This is a genomic window from Nocardioides marinus, assembly GCF_013408145.1.
GTDB classification, from domain to species: domain Bacteria; phylum Actinomycetota; class Actinomycetes; order Propionibacteriales; family Nocardioidaceae; genus Nocardioides; species Nocardioides marinus.
This window is the reverse complement of sequence record NZ_JACBZI010000001.1, coordinates 544662-562254: the sequence shown is the minus strand read 5'-3', so window position 1 is coordinate 562254 and position 17593 is coordinate 544662. Positions and strand designations below refer to the sequence as shown.

The 17593-nt window shown below is 73.0% G+C and carries 16 protein-coding genes; 9 read left to right on the top strand and 7 right to left on the bottom strand.

What is annotated here, in order from left to right:
• Positions 1-62 precede the first annotated feature (62 nt).
• Entirely contained in the window at positions 63-581 is a 519-nt protein-coding gene (locus BKA05_RS02790; protein ID WP_179530062.1) for a ribonuclease FAU-1 family protein, read from the top strand.
• Here the strand turns inward: BKA05_RS02790 and BKA05_RS02785 are convergent.
• Positions 558-1928 carry a threonine/serine exporter family protein gene (locus tag BKA05_RS02785; RefSeq protein ID WP_179530061.1) on the bottom strand — a complete coding sequence of 457 codons (1371 nt, stop codon included), beginning with the start codon at positions 1926-1928 and terminating at the stop codon, positions 558-560. The genes BKA05_RS02790 and BKA05_RS02785 overlap by 24 nt on opposite strands.
• A gap of 119 nt (positions 1929-2047) precedes the next feature.
• On the opposite strand from BKA05_RS02785, the gene BKA05_RS02780 reads away from it, so the two are divergent.
• On the top strand, positions 2048-3175 hold the full coding sequence (locus BKA05_RS02780; protein WP_179530060.1) for a glutamate--cysteine ligase: 1128 nt from the start codon (positions 2048-2050) through the stop codon (positions 3173-3175).
• A 16-nt stretch (positions 3176-3191) separates the two neighbouring features.
• On the opposite strand, the gene BKA05_RS02775 is transcribed toward BKA05_RS02780, so the two are convergent.
• Both BKA05_RS02775 and BKA05_RS02770 read right to left on the bottom strand, forming a co-directional pair.
• Positions 3192-4316 carry an FUSC family protein gene (locus BKA05_RS02775; protein WP_343045490.1) on the bottom strand — a complete coding sequence of 375 codons (1125 nt, stop codon included), beginning with the start codon at positions 4314-4316 and terminating at the stop codon, positions 3192-3194.
• A 61-nt stretch (positions 4317-4377) separates the two neighbouring features.
• Positions 4378-4731 (bottom strand): hypothetical protein, encoded by a 354-nt coding sequence (locus tag BKA05_RS02770; RefSeq protein WP_179530059.1) that lies wholly within the window; start codon positions 4729-4731, stop codon positions 4378-4380.
• A gap of 276 nt (positions 4732-5007) precedes the next feature.
• Here BKA05_RS02770 and BKA05_RS02765 point away from each other — a divergent pair, with 276 nt between their 5' ends.
• On the top strand, positions 5008-6411 hold the full coding sequence (locus tag BKA05_RS02765) for a wax ester/triacylglycerol synthase family O-acyltransferase (protein WP_179530058.1): 1404 nt from the start codon (positions 5008-5010) through the stop codon (positions 6409-6411).
• Between the two features lie 36 nt (positions 6412-6447).
• On the opposite strand, the gene BKA05_RS02760 is transcribed toward BKA05_RS02765, so the two are convergent.
• Positions 6448-7593 carry a DNA methyltransferase gene (locus tag BKA05_RS02760; RefSeq protein WP_179530057.1) on the bottom strand — a complete coding sequence of 382 codons (1146 nt, stop codon included), beginning with the start codon at positions 7591-7593 and terminating at the stop codon, positions 6448-6450.
• Between the two features lie 101 nt (positions 7594-7694).
• Here BKA05_RS02760 and BKA05_RS02755 point away from each other — a divergent pair, with 101 nt between their 5' ends.
• Both BKA05_RS02755 and BKA05_RS19955 read left to right on the top strand, forming a co-directional pair.
• Positions 7695-9275 (top strand): alpha/beta fold hydrolase, encoded by a 1581-nt coding sequence (locus BKA05_RS02755; protein WP_218842241.1) that lies wholly within the window; start codon positions 7695-7697, stop codon positions 9273-9275.
• 160 nt (positions 9276-9435) lie between these two features.
• Positions 9436-10692 (top strand): phosphodiester glycosidase family protein, encoded by a 1257-nt coding sequence (locus BKA05_RS19955; protein ID WP_179530056.1) that lies wholly within the window; start codon positions 9436-9438, stop codon positions 10690-10692.
• 20 nt (positions 10693-10712) lie between these two features.
• On the opposite strand, the gene BKA05_RS02745 is transcribed toward BKA05_RS19955, so the two are convergent.
• Both BKA05_RS02745 and glgC read right to left on the bottom strand, forming a co-directional pair.
• Complete coding sequence (locus BKA05_RS02745; protein WP_179530055.1) at positions 10713-11294, bottom strand: uracil-DNA glycosylase family protein; 582 nt, start codon at positions 11292-11294, stop codon at positions 10713-10715.
• A complete protein-coding gene (gene glgC / locus BKA05_RS02740) occupies positions 11291-12547 on the bottom strand; it encodes a glucose-1-phosphate adenylyltransferase (RefSeq protein WP_179530054.1) in 1257 nt (418 codons plus the stop codon). The genes BKA05_RS02745 and glgC overlap by 4 nt, the downstream gene beginning before the upstream one ends.
• 57 nt (positions 12548-12604) lie before the next feature.
• On the opposite strand from glgC, the gene glgA reads away from it, so the two are divergent.
• From glgA to BKA05_RS02725, 3 genes are all read left to right on the top strand, one after another.
• On the top strand, positions 12605-13801 hold the full coding sequence (gene glgA, locus BKA05_RS02735) for a glycogen synthase (RefSeq protein WP_179530053.1): 1197 nt from the start codon (positions 12605-12607) through the stop codon (positions 13799-13801).
• 105 nt (positions 13802-13906) lie between these two features.
• Positions 13907-14374: a sigma-70 family RNA polymerase sigma factor gene (locus BKA05_RS02730; protein WP_179530052.1), complete on the top strand. Its 468-nt coding sequence runs from the start codon at positions 13907-13909 to the stop codon at positions 14372-14374.
• A gap of 68 nt (positions 14375-14442) precedes the next feature.
• Positions 14443-15156, top strand: coding sequence for a hypothetical protein (locus BKA05_RS02725; RefSeq protein ID WP_343045489.1), 714 nt, complete (start codon positions 14443-14445; stop codon positions 15154-15156).
• Positions 15157-15237: 81 nt separating this feature from the next.
• Here BKA05_RS02725 and BKA05_RS02720 read toward each other — a convergent pair whose 3' ends face one another.
• Entirely contained in the window at positions 15238-15765 is a 528-nt protein-coding gene (locus BKA05_RS02720; RefSeq protein WP_218842240.1) for a DUF4234 domain-containing protein, read from the bottom strand.
• Between the two features lie 339 nt (positions 15766-16104).
• On the opposite strand from BKA05_RS02720, the gene BKA05_RS02715 reads away from it, so the two are divergent.
• Positions 16105-17589, top strand: coding sequence for a DUF1800 family protein (locus BKA05_RS02715; RefSeq protein ID WP_179530051.1), 1485 nt, complete (start codon positions 16105-16107; stop codon positions 17587-17589).
• Positions 17590-17593: the final 4 nt, after the last annotated feature.

Genomic DNA, 17593 nt, shown 5'->3' with positions numbered 1-17593 from the left:
TCTCCGTGCCGAACCGGCGCGTCCTTCCGGAAGGATGCGCCGGTTCGGCGTTTGCTGGGGGCATGGAGGTCGGGGATCCGCTGCACGTGGCGATGACCAAGTGGGGCGACCGCCCGCACTGGGAGTACGACGGGGTCTGGCTCGGCACCGACGACCTGGGCCTGTGGGTCGGCACCCCGGCCGGCGTGCGGCACCACCGCCCCGGCCTGGAGTTCGTCTCCGAGGTCGACACCGTGACGCTCTTCCCGCGCGAGCGGTGGTGGGCGGCGACGTTCCACGCCCCCGGCATCTGGTGCACGGCCTACGTCGACATGGCCACCCCGGCCGTCCTCGACGGCCCGGTGGTGCGGGCGGTCGACCTGGATCTCGACGTGATCCGCCGGGAGAGCGGCGAGTGGTTCGTCGACGACGAGGACGAGTTCGAGGAGCACCGGGTGCGCTACGGCTACCCCGCCGAGGTGGTCGCGGCCGCGGACGCGGCCCGTCACGAGGTGTGGGCAGATGCGACGGCCGGCACCGGGGCCTTCGACGGGCGCAGCGCCGCGTGGCTCGGCCGGCTAGGCGACCTCGTCGGTCTGTGACCCGTCCGGCGCGGTACGACGGCGGCGCCAGCGGTCGCGGCGCACCACGTGGTCCACGGGGCCGACCAGCCGCGGGCCGGTGAGCCGGGTCTCGAGCCGTTGCGCCTCGCGCTTGAGCGGCTGGGCGACGTACTCACCGAGGATCACGCCGGAGGACAGCGCGATCGCGACCGAGATCGCCGCCGTCATCGCCAGCAGCCCCTCGGGGATCGAGGAGCCGCCCTCCCCCAGGAGCGTGAGACCGCGGTAGATCGACAGGCCGGGCAGCATCGGCACCACCGCGGACACCACCACGACCAGGGGCGGGACCCGCATCCAGCCGGAGACCGAGAAGCTGACCAGACCGACGAAGAGCGCGGCGATGGCCACGCCCCACGCCCGGCCGATGCCGGCGTTCTGCAGGGTGCCGGAGATGCTGATCGCCGTGCCGGCGACCAGGGCGATGGGCAGCAGGATCCGCTTGGGGGCGTAGCAGGAGTAGGCGAACGCCGCCGCAGCCAGTGCCGAGCCCAGGGCGAGCATGCCGACGGTCTGCAGGGAGTACTCCCCCGGCTGCAGCCGCGGGATCTCCAGGCCCAGCACGGCACCGATCGAGAGCCCGCCCGAGACGCCGGCGATGATGCCGGCGGTGGCGAGGAAGGCCTCGGTGAGCCGCGCGGTGGCGGTCACGTAGAAGCCGGTGAGGGCGTCCTGCAGCGCACCCATGAAGCCGATGCCGGCCAGCAGCATGATGATGTTGGCGGTCACGACCTGGGAGACGTTGATGCTGATCGGGGTAGCGCTCACGCCCAGCGCGATCAGTGTCGCCACCCCTCCGCCGACGACCTGCTGGTAGAAGCTCGGCATCCGGCGACGGGCCATCCGCAGCTGGATGCGGTCGATGGTGATCGCCGCGACGAGCGCCAGCCCGATCACGGCCCAGTCACCGCCCAGCTGCACACCGACGCCGGCGCACATCACGCCCCACCCGAGCGTGACCGCCCAGCGGGCGCGCGGGTGGCCGGTCGAGGTGATCCGGCCCAGCTCGGTGCGTGCGCCGCGCAGGTCCAGGTCGCCGCGCAGGACGTCGCGGACGAGGTGGTCGACGCGGGTGAGGTGCTCGTAGTCGATGGCGCGCTGCTTGACCTGGCGCGTCGAGACGATCGGGATGTCGTCGGGGGTGTCCTGGTAGGTCATCGCCAACGAGGTGAAGGTGATGTCGACCGAGGCCTCGCGCAGACCGAGGGCGTAGGACAGCGACTGCATCGTGGCCGTCACGTCGGCCGCGCCCGCCCCGCTGGAGAGCAGCAGCTCGCCGACGCGCAGGCACAGGTCCAACCCCAGGTTCACCTCGCGCGCGTCCACCATGACCGGATCGTGACAGGAGCCACGCCGGCGACCCAAGCCCGCACCCGGGCCCCGGGACGTGAGTCTCGACACCCCGGGGAGGGCCCGGGAGGGGCCGACGGTGTGGAACGCTGTGCGACGTGCGGATCGACTTCCGTGGCTCGCCCGAGCCCACGCTCGGGGTGGAGTGGGAACTGGCCCTCGTGGACCGGCACACCCGCGACCTGCGCAACGACGCGGCGCGGCTCTTCTCCGCCGCCCACCCGCGGATGACCGACCCGCGCCGGCTCCACCAGGAGCTGCTGCGCAACACCGTCGAGGCGGTGAGCGGGGTCTGCCGCACGGTGGACGAGGCGATGACCGACCTGCGCTCCACCCTGGAGGTGGTGGTGCCCGCCGCGGACGAGCTCGACCTGGACCTCTACGGCGCCGGCACCCACCCCTTCGCGTCGTGGACCACCCAGGAGCTGACCGAGGGGCATCGGTACGCCGAGCTCATCAACCGCACCCAGTGGTGGGGCCGCCAGATGCTCATCTGGGGCGTGCACGTCCACGTGGGTCTGCCCGAGCGCAGCCGGGTGATGCCGGTGCTCTCCGCGCTGCTGACCTACTTCCCCCACCTGCAGGCACTCTCGGCCTCCTCGCCGATCTGGGCCGGCCTGGACACCGGCTACGCCTCGAACCGGGCACTGATGTTCCAGCAGCTGCCGACCGCCGGGCTGCCGTTCTGCTTCGACACCTGGGCGGAGTACGAGTCCTTCGTGACCGACCAGCTCACCACCGGTGTCATCGACGAGCTGGGCGAGATCCGCTGGGACCTGCGGCCGGCCCCGCACCTGGGCACGCTGGAGAACCGCGTGTGCGACGGCGTCTCCACGATCCCCGAGCTGGCGGCGCTCACGGCGCTGTGCCACTGCCTGGTCGTCGACCTCGACGAGCGGGTCGCCCGGGGTGAGCGGCTGCCGGTGCTGCCGCCGTGGCACGTGCAGGAGAACAAGTGGCGCGCCGCCCGCTACGGCCTCGACGCCATCGTCATCCTCGACGCCGACTCCACCGAGCGCCTGGTCACCGACGACCTGGCCGACCTGCTGGAGCGCCTCGCGCCGGTCGCCGAGCGCCTGGGCTGCACCGACGAGCTGGCCTCGGTGCACGACATCGTCCAGCGCGGCGCCTCCTACCAGCGCCAGCGGGCGGTCGCCGCCACCACCGGTGGTGACCTCGTCGCCGTCGTCGACTCCGTCGTCCGCGAGCTCCGCGACTCGCTGTGAGCCGAGCGCCCCGCGCTCAGCGCGGCGGCGGCGGCAACGCGTCGGAGGCCTGCATGGCGTCCATGCCGGTGATCATCAGCAGGTCCGCCACCACGGCCCGCAGCAGGCCGAGCACCATGTCGGCGGTCATCTCGTCGCTGCGGACCACCTCCCCGGTGCCCTTGCCCACCGTGAGCAGGGCCGGTCGCGCAGCGACCGGCATCCGCTCCTCGGCGAGCTCGGCGACCATCACCTCGACCGCGAACGCGAGGTCCTCGGCCAGCGCGGCGTACGCCGGCGGCACCGGTCGACGCCGGTGCGCCGCGACCGCGGCCTGGCGCACCAGCACCCGGCACGAGCGCATCGACCGGTCCAGCGGGACCACCAGGTCGCTCATCCGGCGCACCGTGGGCTTGTGGCGTACGCGGAACGGCGAGGAGGTGACCACCGCCATCCCCTCGGCCGCGGCGTCCTCGAGCTCGCGGATCAGCGGCTCGGTGGACCGGGCCTCGGCCAGCAGCTCGGCCCCGAGGTCGGCATCGCCCTCACGCAGCACCTGGGCGACCCCACGCAGCAGCCGCGCCTGCTTGCGCAGCACCACCGAGGCCTGCTCCCGCGGGCGCCGCAGCGCGGCCGCCGGCACGATCGTGGCCGCGACCAGCGCCACGGCTCCGCCGACCAGCGCGTCGGTCCACCGGGTCAGCGAGCCACCGGTGCCCGGCAGCAGCGCGACGACGAAGATCGACTGGATCGCCGCCTGGTTGACCAGCATCGTCCCGCCGTCGAGCAGGATCCCGACCGTCATCGCCAGCGCGACGATCAGCCCGAGCTGCCAGGCGCCGGTGCCGAGCAGCGCCACCAGCAGGTCGGCCAGCAGGACCCCGATCGCCACCCCGACGGTGATCTCCGCGACGCGTCGCAGCCGCTGCCCGTAGGACGTGCCGAGCGCCAGCACCGCCGCGATCGGCGCGAAGACCGGCACCTCGTGCCCCAGCGCGTGCCGGGCCACCAGCCAGGCGACCGCGGCAGCCACCGCGCACTGGGCGACCTGCCACCGCTTGGCGCGGAAGCGGGCCACCCGGGCGCGGTAGGAGCGGCGGCCGACGGTCAGGCCCCGGGACAGACGCCGGGACCGCAGCCGGTCGAGCGAGGCGAGGTCCACGCGTCGATCCTGCCAGCGTCGTACGCCCCCGGGGTCGCCCCACCGGGTCAGGAGCGGCGGGTCAGGAGCGGTGCGCGTACTTCAGCGCGCGCTTGGTGGCGACCAGGTCGCGGTACCAGGTCTTGACCTCGACCCGACACCGGACGCGGCCGACCTTGGCGGAGTACTCCTGGCACTCGGCCAGGGCCTCGGAGTGGGTCGGCGGGAAGGTCGAGCTGCCGTCGTAGTGCTCGATCCCGAAGCCCTCGGCGGCGTTGCCGGTGACCTTGACGATGGTGTCGGGCGCCGGTGCCTTCGCATCCGGCGCGGCACCGACGGACGCGGCGGTGACCAAGAGGGCGACGAGCGTCGCGGCGAGCACGACGAGCAGCCGGGCGAGCGGGTGGTCGACGGAGGTGGGGCTGGGCAGGGGCATCGGTGTCTCCCGAGAGGCGGCGCCGGCGGCTCCGGCGCGGACGGGTCGAACCTAGGGACGTTCCTGCCGCGCCGGGCCGGTCTGCTCGGGTGCTGGGGAGGAGCAGTGGCCGGGTCCGGCCTGTGGACACCCGGCGGGCCGCGCGTCACCTCCGAGAGGGTGGGGCGTTTTCCTCCCCGTCGGGCCTTGTGGCGTGCATCACGCGCACGACAGGATCACCTGACGGCCTCAGCGGGCACGGACCCGCTAGATCCAGCAGCAGCGAAAGGCTCCCTCGTGGTCTCCGTCATCGATCCTCCCTCCGCAGCGTTCCTCCTCACGGAGAACCGCTCGATGCCGATGCACGTCGGTGGGCTGCAGCTGTTCGAGAAGCCCGAGGGGGCCGGGCCCGACTACATCCGCGAGATGTACGAGTCGATGCGCGGCACCGACGAGGTGGCCCCGCTCTTCCTCAAGCACCCGCACCGCTCGGTCAAGACCGGCGCCCAGCTGGTCTGGCGCCCCGACGAGCAGTTCGACATGGAGCACCACGTCCGGCACAGCGCGCTGCCCGCACCCGGCCGCTACCGCGAGCTCTTCGAGCTCTGCTCGCGACTGCACTCCACCCGGCTGGCGTGGGAGCGCCCCCTGTGGGAGGCGCACGTCATCGAGGGCCTGGCCGACGGCAAGGTCGCGATGTACACCAAGATCCACCACGCCCTGGTCGACGGCGTCTCGGCGATGCGGCTGATGCAGAGCGTCCTCAGCACCGACGCCGAGGAGCGCGGCATGCTCGCCCCGTGGGCCCTGCACTCGCGACCGCAGCGCAAGCCGGTCGACCCCGCGGCGTCGTCCCTGCCCGAGGTTCCGGTCGCCGCCCTGCGTACGGCGCTGGGCGTGGCCTCCGAGGCGGCCGGCATGCCCGGTGCCCTGGTGCGCACCCTCTCCAAGGGCGTGCGCAACCAGACCTCGGCGGTCTCCTTCTACGCGCCGCGCACGATCTTCAACCAGTCGATCTCCGGCGCCCGGCGCTTCGCGGCCGACGACTGGCCGATCGAGCGGCTCAAGGCGATCGCCAAGGCCTCGGGCACCACCATCAACGACGTGGTGCTGGCGATGTGCGCGGGCGCGATGCGCACCTACCTCCTCGAGCTCGGCGCGCTGCCCGACGACCCGATGGTCGCGATGGTGCCGGTGGGGCTCAACGCCAAGCAGTCGCAGGTCGCCTCCGCCGAGGGCGGCAACGCCATCGGGTCGGTGATGGTGCAGCTGGCCACGGACCTCGGTGACCCCGCCGAGCGGCTGGACCGCATCCACCTCTCGATGCGCGACGGCAAGGAGGCGCTGTCCTCGATGACCCAGACCCAGATCCTCGCCATGAGCGCGCTGGGCCAGGCGCCGGCGATCCTCGCGCCGCTGCTGCGGATGCAGGGCATCGTGCGACCGCCGTACAACCTCATCATCAGCAACGTCCCCGGGCCGCGGACCACCCACTACTGGAACGGCGCCAAGCTCACCGGGACCTACCCGCTGTCCATCCCCATCAACGGGATGGCGCTGAACATCACCTGCACCTCCTACGACGGGCAGATGGGCTTCGGACTCACCGGCTGCCGCCGCACGGTCCCCCACCTGCAGCGGCTGCTGACCCACCTCGACGACGAGGTCGCCAACCTCGAGAAGGCGGTCGGCGTCGGCTGAGCCGACCCCGAGCAGCAGCCTGCTGGCCAGCCGGGCTCAGCGCAGGGCCAGCCCACCGCCGTACGCCTCGGCCACGGCGGTGAGGCGCGCGCGGGTGATGTCGGCGACCGTGGCGAGACCGGCCGCGGCCGCGGGCGAGCCGGCGGGCACCGGCTCGGCGTGGTTGATCGAGAAGCAGGTGCGTCGCCCGCCGTCCTCGGCGTTGAGCATCGCGACCGCGTGGCCGGTCGTGCCGCTGCCGGCGAAGGGGTCGAGCACGCGGACGTCGTCGGGGTAGGTGCCGAGGATGCGGCGCAGCAGCCCCGTCGGCTTGGGCGAGGCGAAGACCGGCCCCACCAGCGCCTTGAGCTCGGCGACGGCGGTGTCGGTGGAGCCGACCTCCTCGGCCAGCCACACGGTGCGCAGCTTCTTGCGGCGACCGTCGTGCAGCCAGTCGCGCTGGTAGACGTCGACCCGGTCGCCGCCGCGTCCCTTCACCACCCGGCACACCAGGTCGTCGGGCCGCTCGTCCACGCGCGGCGCGCTCCACCGCCACACCGCGGGGCTGCCGTCGCCGAAGACCGGCTCGATCTCCTGGCCGCCGTCGAAGGGCGACGTCGCGACCCGCCCGCTGGCCGGGTCGCCCCACAGCGGGTAGTGCAGCGTCCGCGCGGTGCTGGGGTTGAACTTCTTGTTGGTGTTGCGCAGCGGCAGCAGCCGGTAGCGCCGACCGGTCGCCTCGTCCAGGAGTGGGAAGTCGGCCGGGTCGACCGTGTCGGGCGTGGAGGCGTCGAGCGCGCACGCCGCCCGGTCGACGGCGTACACCAGGAGGTACTCGTGGCTGGTGGCGAACCCCGGCCCGAGCTGGCGGCCCTTGGGGTTGAGGTTGACCACCACCTGGGCGAGGAACTGCTCCTCGCCCAGCACCTCGTCCAGCAGCAGCCGCAGCCGGGCGACCTCGTGGTCGTCGATGCTGACCAGGACCGCGCCGCTGTCCACGAGCAGGGCCCGCACCGCCTCGAGCCGCGGACGCAGCACCGCGACCCACTCCTCGTGCGAGGGCGTGCGGTCGCGGTAGGTCAGCGCGCTGCCGGTGTTGTAGGGCGGGTCGAGGTAGGCCAGGTCGAAGCGCGCACCCTCCGCCGCGAGGTCGGCGAGCACCGCGAGGTTGTCGCCGACGGCGAGGGTGTTCCAGGTGCCCACGCGAGGACGGTACGCCGCCGGGCCCCGCACCGGCGGGAGCGCGTGACCTGTGACGACCGTCGCTCGTTGTCCCCGGCAACCGAACGTCGAGGAGCAGCACCGTGCGTCGCACCCCCATCGGCCGGGCCGTCCTGGCCGCCGCCCTGAGCAGCACCGTCGGCCTGAGCATGCTCGGCCTGACGTCCCTGGCCCCCGCCGGCAGCGCGCCGGCCGCGGCCGCCCGTGCCGCCGGGGCCACCGTGACCGACGGCTGCCTGCAGAGCGTCCCGGAGCCGGGCGAGACCGCGCCGGTGGACATCTGCTGGACGCTCTTCGCGCCGGCGGGCGCCAGCCGCAAGCGCCCGGTGCCGCTGGTCGTGCAGTCCCACGGGTGGGGCGGCTCGCGCTGGACCGACGCCGACCAGGCCCAGCGCTTCACCGACCGCGGCTACGGCGTGCTCTCCTTCGACCAGCGCGGGTTCGGCGAGTCCGGTGGGCACGCGCACGTCGAGGACCCCGATCTCGAGGGCGCCGACGTCCAGGCCCTGGTGGCGATGGCCGCCGACCTGCCCTGGGTGCAGCAGGACCGCAAGGGCGACCCGCGCATGGGTGCGATCGGCGGCTCGTACGGCGGTGGGTACCAGTTCCTGATGGCCTTCGAGGAGATCCGGGCGACCGGCCGCCAGGTCGTCGACGCGCTGGTCCCGGAGATCACCTGGCACGACCTCGAGGAGAGCCTCGCACCCGAGGGCGTGGTGCGCACCGAGTGGGCGCTGGCGCTCTCGGCCGGGTCGCTGCCCAGCGACGCCCTGCCGTGGAACGTCTACAAGGCGCTGGTCGAGGGCGCTGCCACCGGCACCTGGCCCGACGGCTCGGTGCCGGGCACCGAGGACATGGTCGCCTTCATGGAGAAGAACGGGCCGAAGTGGCAGGTCGGGCAGGGGGCGAGGATCGACGTCCCGGTGCTCTTCGGCCAGGGCACCACCGACACCTTGTTCCCGCTCGAGCAGGCGCTGACCAACTGGGAGGTCGCGCTGACGAAGAAGGCCCGCAAGCGCAGCATCTTCACCGCCTACAACGGCGGTCACGTGCTCCCCTCGGTGCTGCCGGCCGGTGTCACCGTCGACTCCGACCCGTGCGCGGAGAAGCTCTCCGGCGGCGACTTCACCGACCTGACCCTCGCCTTCCTCGACCGTGCGCTCAGGGGTGGGAGGAAGACGTTGCGCGGCTACGGCCGCCTCCACCTCGCGACCCCGGACTCGCAGTGCGTGAGCACCCGCAGCGTGGCGCGGCGTCTCGACCTCCCCGTCGGGACGGTCGCCTCGACCGCGGCGGCGGGCGGGCCGTTCGCCCACGAGGTCGCCGAGGGACCGCTCACCGTGGCCGGCGGCTCGCACCTGACCGCCCTGGCCACCACCGTGGGCGCGGACGCCCGGGCCTTCTACGGCCTGGCGATCGGCACGTCACCGGCCGACGCGGTGCTCGTGCAGAACAACGTGCTGCCCTTCCGCGCCGCGCTCCCGCTGGTCGGCGAGGAGGTCCGCATCGAGCTGCCGGCCGTCGGGGTCGAGGTGCCGGAGGGTCAGTCGCTGTTCCTGCTGGCCAGCCCGATCAGCGACACCTTCGTCGGCATGGGCAGCCGCACCCCCGGCGTCGTCCTGCTCGAGGACACCGTGCTGCACACCGCGGGCCGCCTGCGCTGAGTCGGCCGGCTGCGTGAGGTTCATCGGCGCCCCGATGAACCTCACGGCCCGCCGATGCACCTGCGTCGGGGGAGCCGTGAGCCTCATCGGCCACCCGATGGACCTCACACCCCGTCCGCCAGCCCTTCCGTCACACCAGTCACTCCTTTAACATCGAGCGGTGCGCTCTCGGTCCCTCCTCGCTGCCCTCGTGCTGAGCGGCGCCGTCGTCGCGCCCGCGGCCGCGGCTCCCGCCCTGTCCGAGACCTCGAGCGCGGACCGCACCCCCGAGCGGCGCGCCGAGAGCCCCGCCGACCAGGTCGTCGACCTCGGTCCCGCCGAGCCGACCTGGCACAGCTCCGACGGCGTGGTCGGTCAGCCGGCGCCGTACGTCGCAGCGCGGCGGGCCCTGCCGGCCCAGCGCTCCTCGACGACCCAGCGGCGGCTCGGGCCCGGCGTGGTCTACACGACCTGGACCGAGACCGACGCCCGCGGACCCGTCGTGGCCCACCTGCTCGCGGTCGACCTCGACCGCGACGACCTGCGCCTCGACGTGGTCAACCCCGGCAAGGTGGCCGCGGTGGAGGACGTCCTCACGATGGCCCGCGACGCGGGGGCGGTGGCCGCGGTCAACGGCGACTTCTACGACATCGGTCGCACGGGGGCGCCCCTGGGCGTGACGGCCTCACCGCGCCGCGGCCTGCTCAACGCCCGCGAGACCGGGTGGAACCAGGCGTTCTACCTGACGAGGAAGGGGCGTCCGCAGTTCGGCGAGATCGACTTCGAGGGACGCATCAAGCAGCGCCCGAGCGCGGACGTCACCAACATCAACAGCCACTTCGTGCTGCCGGGCGGGATCGGGATCTACACCTCGCGCTGGGGCCGCACCCCCGGCTACGAGGTCACCCAGGGCCAGCAGCAGGACGTCCGCATGGTCGAGGTCAGCGGCGGCAAGGTCGTCGCCAACCGCGGCAAGCTCAAGCCCGGCCGCAAGATCCGCGGCCTGGTGCTCATCGGCCGCGGCGAGGGCGCCAAGCAGCTGCGCAAGCTGGGGCGCGGCGAGGCCGACGTGACGTGGTGGCTGCGCGGTCGCCCGCGGCTGGTCCTCACCGGCTCCAAGCTGCTCATCGACGACGGCGTGGTGCAGGTCGTCGACGACTCCGAGATGCACCCGCGCACCGCGGTGGGCATCGACCGCGACACCCACGAGGTCCTCCTGCTGACCGTGGACGGCCGCTCCGACGACAGCCGCGGCCACACCATGGTCGAGCTGGCCCGGATGATGCAGGACCTCGGCGCCGACGAGGCGCTCAACCTCGACGGCGGCGGCTCCACCACGATGGTCGGCGGGAAGCGCGGCGTGCTCAGGGTCCTCAACGACCCCTCCGACTCCGTGCTGCGCAACGTCGCCAACGCGCTGGTCGTGCGACGGGACTGAGCGCCCGGCCCCAGAGGGGGTCAGAGCAGACCGGCGGCGCGGCCGACCTCGGCGTACGCCGACGCGAGGCTCTCCACCGTCTCGTGGGCGTTGAGGCCGCTGGGGTTCGGCACGACCCACAGCTCGGCGGGTCCGATCGGCTCCGGCTGCCTCCCGGGCACGGCCTTCGGCAGCGCGAAGGCCTGGCGGTAGGCGGTGATGCCGGCGACCGCCACCACGCGGGGGCGCACCCGCTCGACCAGCGCCACCAGCTCGGCTCCCCCGGCACGCAGCTCGTCGGTGGAGAGCTCGGAGGCCTTGGCGGTGGCCCGGCGCACGAGGTTGGTGATGCCGATGCCGCGGGCGCGGAAGCGGCCCCGGTCCTCCTCGCTCATGCCGGCAGCGGCGTCGACCGGCTCGGTGATCACGCCTCCGCGCAGCAGCGCGGGGTAGAACCGGTTGCCCGGGTGGGCGAAGTGGGTCTGCGTGGCGGCGGTCCACAGGCCGGGGTTGATCCCGACGAAGAGCAGCCGCACCGGCGGGTCCTCGGGGCCGCCGAGCAGGTCGGGCACCTCCGCGTCGCGGAAGGACTCCAGCTCGGCCCGGCTGAAGGAGCGGCTCACGCGTCGGCGGGGAAGGGCTGGTCCTTGCCGAGCACCGTCAGGCCGTCGGTGACCAGGAAGCCACGGGCGCGGTCGGCCTGGGGGTCCACGCCGATGCTGGCGCCCGGCGGGACGACGACGTTCTTGTCCAGGATGGTGTTGCGCACGACCGCGCCGGCACCGACGGTGACGCCGTTGAGCAGCACCGAGCCCGTGACGTCGGCACCGTCCTCGACCCGGACGTCCGGGGAGAGCACCGAGCGGGTGACCGACCCGCCCGAGACCACCACCCCCGGGGAGAGCACGGCCTCGTCGGTGACCGCGGCCGAGCCGCGCGCGCCCTGCACCAGCTTCACCGGCGGCTGCGGGCCGTAGGAGGTGTAGACCGGCCACTCGGTGTTGTAGAGGTTGAAGATCGGCATCGGCGACACGACGTCCATGTGGGCGGCGTAGTAGGAGCCGAGCGTCCCGACGTCGCGCCAGTAGCCGGCGTCGCGTGCGGTGGCACCGGGCACGACGTTGTCCTTGTAGTCGTAGACGCCGGCCTGCGAGCGGCGCACGAACGCCGGGACGATGTCACCGCCCATGTCGTGCTTGGAGCCGGTCGTGGAGGAGTCGCGGGTGACCGCCTCGACCAGGGCGTCGGCGTCGAAGACGTAGTTGCCCATCGAGGCCAGCACCTCCCCGGGGCTGTCGGGCAGCCCGACCGGGTCGGTGGGCTTCTCGAGGAACTCCCGGATCCGCGACGGCTCGTCGGGCTGGACGTCGATGACGCCGAACTGGTCGGCGAGCCCGATCGGCTGGCGGATCGCCGCGACCGTGCAGGCCGCGCCGGACTCCACGTGCTGGTCGACCATCTGCGCGAAGTCCATCCGGTAGACGTGGTCGGCACCGACCACCACCACGATGTCGGGCTTCTCGTCGCGGATGAGGTTCAGCGACTGGTAGATCGCGTCGGCGGACCCGAGGTACCAGTGCTTGCCGACGCGCTGCTGGGCCGGCACCGGGGCGACGTAGTTGCCCAGCAGGTTCGACATCCGCCAGGTCTGGGTGACGTGGCGGTCCAGGCTGTGCGACTTGTACTGCGTCAGCACGACCACCTTGAGGTAGCCGGAGTTCACGACGTTGGACAGCGCGAAGTCGATGAGGCGGTAGATCCCCGCGAACGGCACCGCGGGTTTGGCCCGGTCCGCGGTCAGCGGCATCAACCGCTTGCCCTCACCGCCCGCCAGGACGATGGCGAGGACCTTCTTGCGGCCGGCGCTGGCACTCATGAGGCTCACGGTAACCACATCTCCCCAGGGTCGGGAGGTGGCGAGTAGGTTCGCGGTGTGCGAGTCGACGTGCTGAGCAAGGAGTACCCGCCGGAGATCTACGGAGGGGCCGGGGTCCACGTGGCCGAGCTGGTCCGCGCGCTGCGCGACCGCGACGACCTCGAGACCCACGTGCACGCGTTCGGCGCGGAGCGCTCGGAGCAGCTGACGTCGTCGTACGCCGACCTCGCGGAGCTGTCCGCGGCCAACCCGGCGCTGCGCACGATGGGGGTCGACCTGGCGATGGCCGACGCGTGCGCGGGGACCGACCTGGTGCACAGCCACACCTGGTACGCCAACCACGCCGGCCACCTCGCGGGGCTGCTGCACGACGTGCCGCACGTGGTGACCGCGCACAGCCTCGAGCCGCTGCGACCGTGGAAGGCCGAGCAGCTCGGCGGCGGATATCGGCTCTCCTCGTGGGTGGAGCGCACCGCCTACGAGTCGGCCGCCGCGGTGATCGCGGTGTCGGCGGCGATGCGCGAGGACGTGCTGCGCTCCTACCCCGCGGTCGACCCGGCGCGGGTGCACACGGTGCACAACGGCATCGACACCTCACTGTGGGCGCCGCGCCCCGACGAGGACGCCTGCCGCCGTCTGGGCGTCGACCCGGACCGACCGTCGGTGGTGTTCGTCGGGCGGATCACCCGGCAGAAGGGGCTGCCGCTCTTCCTGCGCGCGTGCGCGGCGCTGCCGCCGGAGGTGCAGGTGGTGCTGTGCGCCGGCGCCCCGGACACCCCGGAGATCCTCGCCGAGGTGGAGGGACTGGTCGCCGGGCTGCGTGAGTCCCGCGGCGACGCGGGCGGGGTCGTGTGGATCCCCGAGATGCTGCCGCGTGCGGAGGTGATCGCACTGCTGACCCAGGCGACGGTCTTCGCCTGCCCCTCGGTCTACGAGCCGCTCGGCATCGTCAACCTCGAGGCGATGGCCTGCGAGACCGCCGTCGTCGCCACGGCCACCGGCGGCATCCCCGAGGTCGTGGTGCCCGGGTCGACCGGTGTGCTGGTCCCCATCGAGCAGGCCACCGACGGCACCGGCACCCCGCTGGACCCCGAGCAGTACGTCGCGGACTTCGCCGAGGCCATGCTCCGTGTCGTCTCCGACCCCGACGCGGCCGCCGCGATGGGCCGCGCGGGTCGTGAGCGCGCCATCGAGTCCTTCGGCTGGCCGGCGATCGCCGAGCGCACCGTCGAGGTCTACCGCTCGGTGGGGTGAGTCGTCCAGGTCACCCCAGCCCGCCCATCGTCCACAGATGACCGGACGAGCGGCGCCTGTGGAGGAGCACCGACGGCCGGTCTCGGATCGGGGCAGCCTGGGGTTATGGACATCTCGGACCTCCCTGACCACCCCGACTGCGACCCCGCCGCCGACCCCGACCGGCTCGTCCTCGACGACCAGGTCTCCCTGCTTCGGGCCTGGCGCCACCTCGTCGGGCCGCACGACGCGCACCGCGGCCACAGCGTGTGGCTGATGCTCATCGACGAGCACGACCACCCGATGGCCGGCGTGCTCGAGATCGAGCACTGGGTGGACCTCCCCGAGCCCGACCAGCTCGACTCGATGGTCGCGATGCTGCGCGACCTGCTCGACGACGTGGCACCCGACGGGCGGGTGGCCCTGCTGCGCTCCCGCCCGGGCACCCACCCCGTCGACGCCGAGGACCGCCGCTTCGTCGGCGCCCTGTTGGCGGCCTGCCGGCGCGGCGGTCTCCCCGCCGACCTGGTGCACCTCGCGACCGCGGACCGGGTGGTGCCGATGCCGCCGGACGACCTGCCTGCCACCGCCTGACGGCCTCTACCACCGGCCGGGCACACCGAGTCGCGCCACACGAGAACACGTTCTACTACGCTGCGCGGGTGACCATCTGGCTGCCCGCGGGCACTCCCAAGGCGATGTTCCTCGTGTGGGGCGACGGGCTCGGCCCATCGCTGTCCTCCCCCGCGCTGCGCGAGGTGCTCGCCGCCACCGGCGCACTGCGCCTGCAGGTCAACCTCGACGACGAGCACGTCGCCGAGGCCCTGCGTTTCGGGACCGGTGAGCCGATCGGCGCCGTGGTCAGCGTGTGGGGCCCGGCCCCGGAGCAGGCCGCCCGCGCCCTGGCCGACCACCTCGGATCGACCGCACCCGGCGCCACCACCGCCGGCTGGCTGGTCGAGGAGCGGCGCCGGGTCGACCCGGCCGAGACCTACGACGGCGAGCGGGCCGACGTCCTGGCCAACACCGCGGTGCTGCGCCGGCCGGCCGAGCTGGACGAGGAGACCTGGCTGCACCGCTGGCTGGTCGAGCACACGCCGATCGCGATCCGGACCCAGGCGACCACGGCGTACCTCCAGCACCGCTGCCTGGCACCGCTGCCGGGCAACCACCCCGACCCGCCGCACGTCGACGCCATCGTGGAGGAGCTCTTCCCCTCCGCCGGCATGCACGACGTGCACGCGTTCTACGGCAGCGGCGGCGACGACGCCGAGCTCTCGCGCCGGATGACCGAGCTGATGGCCAGCGTCAGCCGGATCGGCGCCGACCGCGACCTCGACCTGGTCCCCGGCAGCCGCCACCTCTGGGACCTCTAGCCCCCGGACGCAGTCGTGCCCCTCAGCGGGCGCCATGGCGCCCGCTGAGGGGCACGACTCTGCTTCAGGCTTCCGCGGGGCTCAGCCCTGGGCGCCGAGCGACTTCCAGTAGTCGTTGAGCGCGCCGTTGGTCTTCACGAACCAGATGATCGGGCCGACCAGGATGAAGATGCCGGGGAAGTACCACAGGCCGGTGATGCCGCTGACCGGCTCCTTCTGCCCGCGGCGCTTGTAGAGACCGCCCACCTCGGCGGAGGTGAGGTAGGGCATCACGATGCCCACGAAGATGGCGAGGATCAGCGCGACGGCGCCGCCGATGCCCTGGCCGGAGTGCTGCTTCATCTCCTCGTGCACCTTGTACCAGTAGTACCAGCCGTAGATGCCGAAGGTGACGATGAACAGCAGGACCGCGACACCGGTGCTGCGCACCTCGCCGATCGGCCCGGCACCCATCTGTCCGCCCATCTGGCCGGGGGCGACCGGCGGGGCCGAGGCGTACGCCGGAGCCGGCGGCGCCCCGGGGGTCTCACCCCACTGCGGGGGCGGCGGCGCGGACCCGGCCGGACCGGTGGGGTCGCTGGACGGGGGCGGCGGGTACTGGTCGGACACGGGTCCTCCGGGAGGTCGGTGCTGAGGGGGCTCTGACCCTGGCGACGCTAGTGATCGCGCCGGACCCGCGCCAGGCACCACGCGGGGGGTCGTGCGGACGGTGCGACCTAGTCCGTTCGGGCTATGCCTGCTCGACCGTCGGGTCGAACCCTGGCAGGGGTGTAAAGGAATGGCGGTTCGACACCTCAGACTCCCCTCACTGCAGACGATCAGGGGGTTCCCGGACGCTTTCCGTCGCCCGGGAGCACCACCAGCACCACCCGATCCCCCCGGTTCACCCCCATGGGAGCGCCTCCCCCCAGGGCTCCCGCCACCTCGGACCCCCGCCGCGGAGCCTCTGTGCGTCGACGCAAGAAGAAGCAGAACAAGAAGTACCGTCCCGCCCGGTACGCACCCACTCCTGTGCTGGGCGCGGCCGACCGGCACGTCGTGAGCCGGTTCAGCTACGGCACGACCCCCGAGCTGGTCCGGGAGGTGCAGGCGGCCGGCGGTGGCGTCGCGTGGTTCGAGGAGCAGCTGACCACGGCGTACGCCGACCCGGCGGCCGACGCCCGCATCGGCGACTGGTGGCCCGACCTGCACCTGGACGCGCCCACCTTGTGGAAGCGCCAGGAGGACGAGGTCCGTGCCGTGTGGGAGGTGATGGCCGACTACTCGCGCCGACTGCTGGTGCGCCGCACCATCTCGCCCCACCAGGTGCTGGAGCGGATGACGGAGTTCTTCGAGGCGCACCTGCACGTGCCGGTCAACGGCGACAAGCAGGGCATCTGGCGCGCGTCGTACGGCGACGTCATCCGCCGCCACGCGCTGGGCCGCTTCGACGAGATGCTGGTCGAGGCCATCACGCACCCCTCGATGCTGCTCTTCCTCGACCAGGCGGTCTCGACGAAGAAGGCCCCGAACGAGAACCTCGGGCGCGAGCTGCTCGAGCTGCACACCGTGGGCGTCGGGAACCACACCGAGGGCGACGTGAAGGCCTCGGCCCGGATCCTCACCGGCTACCGGGTCGACGTGTGGCGCAGCTGGGCTGCGACGTACCGGTCCGAGGACCACTGGACCGGACCCGTGCAGGTCGGGGACTTCTCCGACCCCAACACCGACCCCGACGGCCGGGACCTGGTGCGGCGCTACCTGGTGCACCTGGCCCACCGGCCCGAGACCGCACAGCGGCTGGCCCGCAAGCTGGCGGTGAAGTTCGTCCGCGACGACCCGCCGCAGGCGCTGGTCGACCGGCTGGCCCGCACCTACCTCCAGCACGACACCGCGATCGTCCCGGTGCTGCGCGAGCTGGTCCGGTCGGTGGAGTTCAAGGGCTCGCGCGGGGTCAAGCTGCGCGACCCCTCCGAGGACCTGGTGGCGACCTACCGGGCGCTCGGCACGACCCTGAAGGCGCCCCAACGGATCGAGGACGCCGCCAACGCGATGCTGTGGCAATCGACCGTCATCGGGCTGGCCCCCATGACCTGGCCGCGGCCCGACGGTCAGCCGCTGGACAACCAGCCGTGGGCGACCCCGGCCCGTGCCCTGGCCTCGATGGACATCCACTGGTCGTTGGCCGGGGGCTGGTGGCCCAAGACCGGCGTGGACTACCAGCAGCCGACCGACTGGGTGCCGGAGCTGCCAATGCAGTTCGCCCCGCTGGTCGACCACCTCAGCCGGCACATCCTGGGTCGACCCTCCACCCGCGGCATCCTCAAGGCCGCCTGCACGGCGGTGAGCGTCAAGCCCACCGAGCAGATCACCGCCGACCACCCGCTGATGCGCTGGCACTTCAACCGGCTGCTCGGCTCCTTCCTCGACAACCCGCTGCACTACGGACGGTGAGCTC

Coding starts and splice junctions, on each gene's coding strand:
- BKA05_RS02790 (WP_179530062.1), top strand. CDS start 63: ATGGAGGTCGGGGATCCGCTGCACGTGGCGATGACCAAGTGGGGCGAC.
- BKA05_RS02730 (WP_179530052.1), top strand. CDS start 13,907: ATGGACATCTCGGACCTCCCTGACCACCCCGACTGCGACCCCGCCGCC.
- glgC (WP_179530054.1), bottom strand. CDS start 12,547: ATGAGTGCCAGCGCCGGCCGCAAGAAGGTCCTCGCCATCGTCCTGGCG.
- BKA05_RS02785 (WP_179530061.1), bottom strand. CDS start 1,928: ATGGTGGACGCGCGCGAGGTGAACCTGGGGTTGGACCTGTGCCTGCGC.
- BKA05_RS02770 (WP_179530059.1), bottom strand. CDS start 4,731: ATGCCCCTGCCCAGCCCCACCTCCGTCGACCACCCGCTCGCCCGGCTG.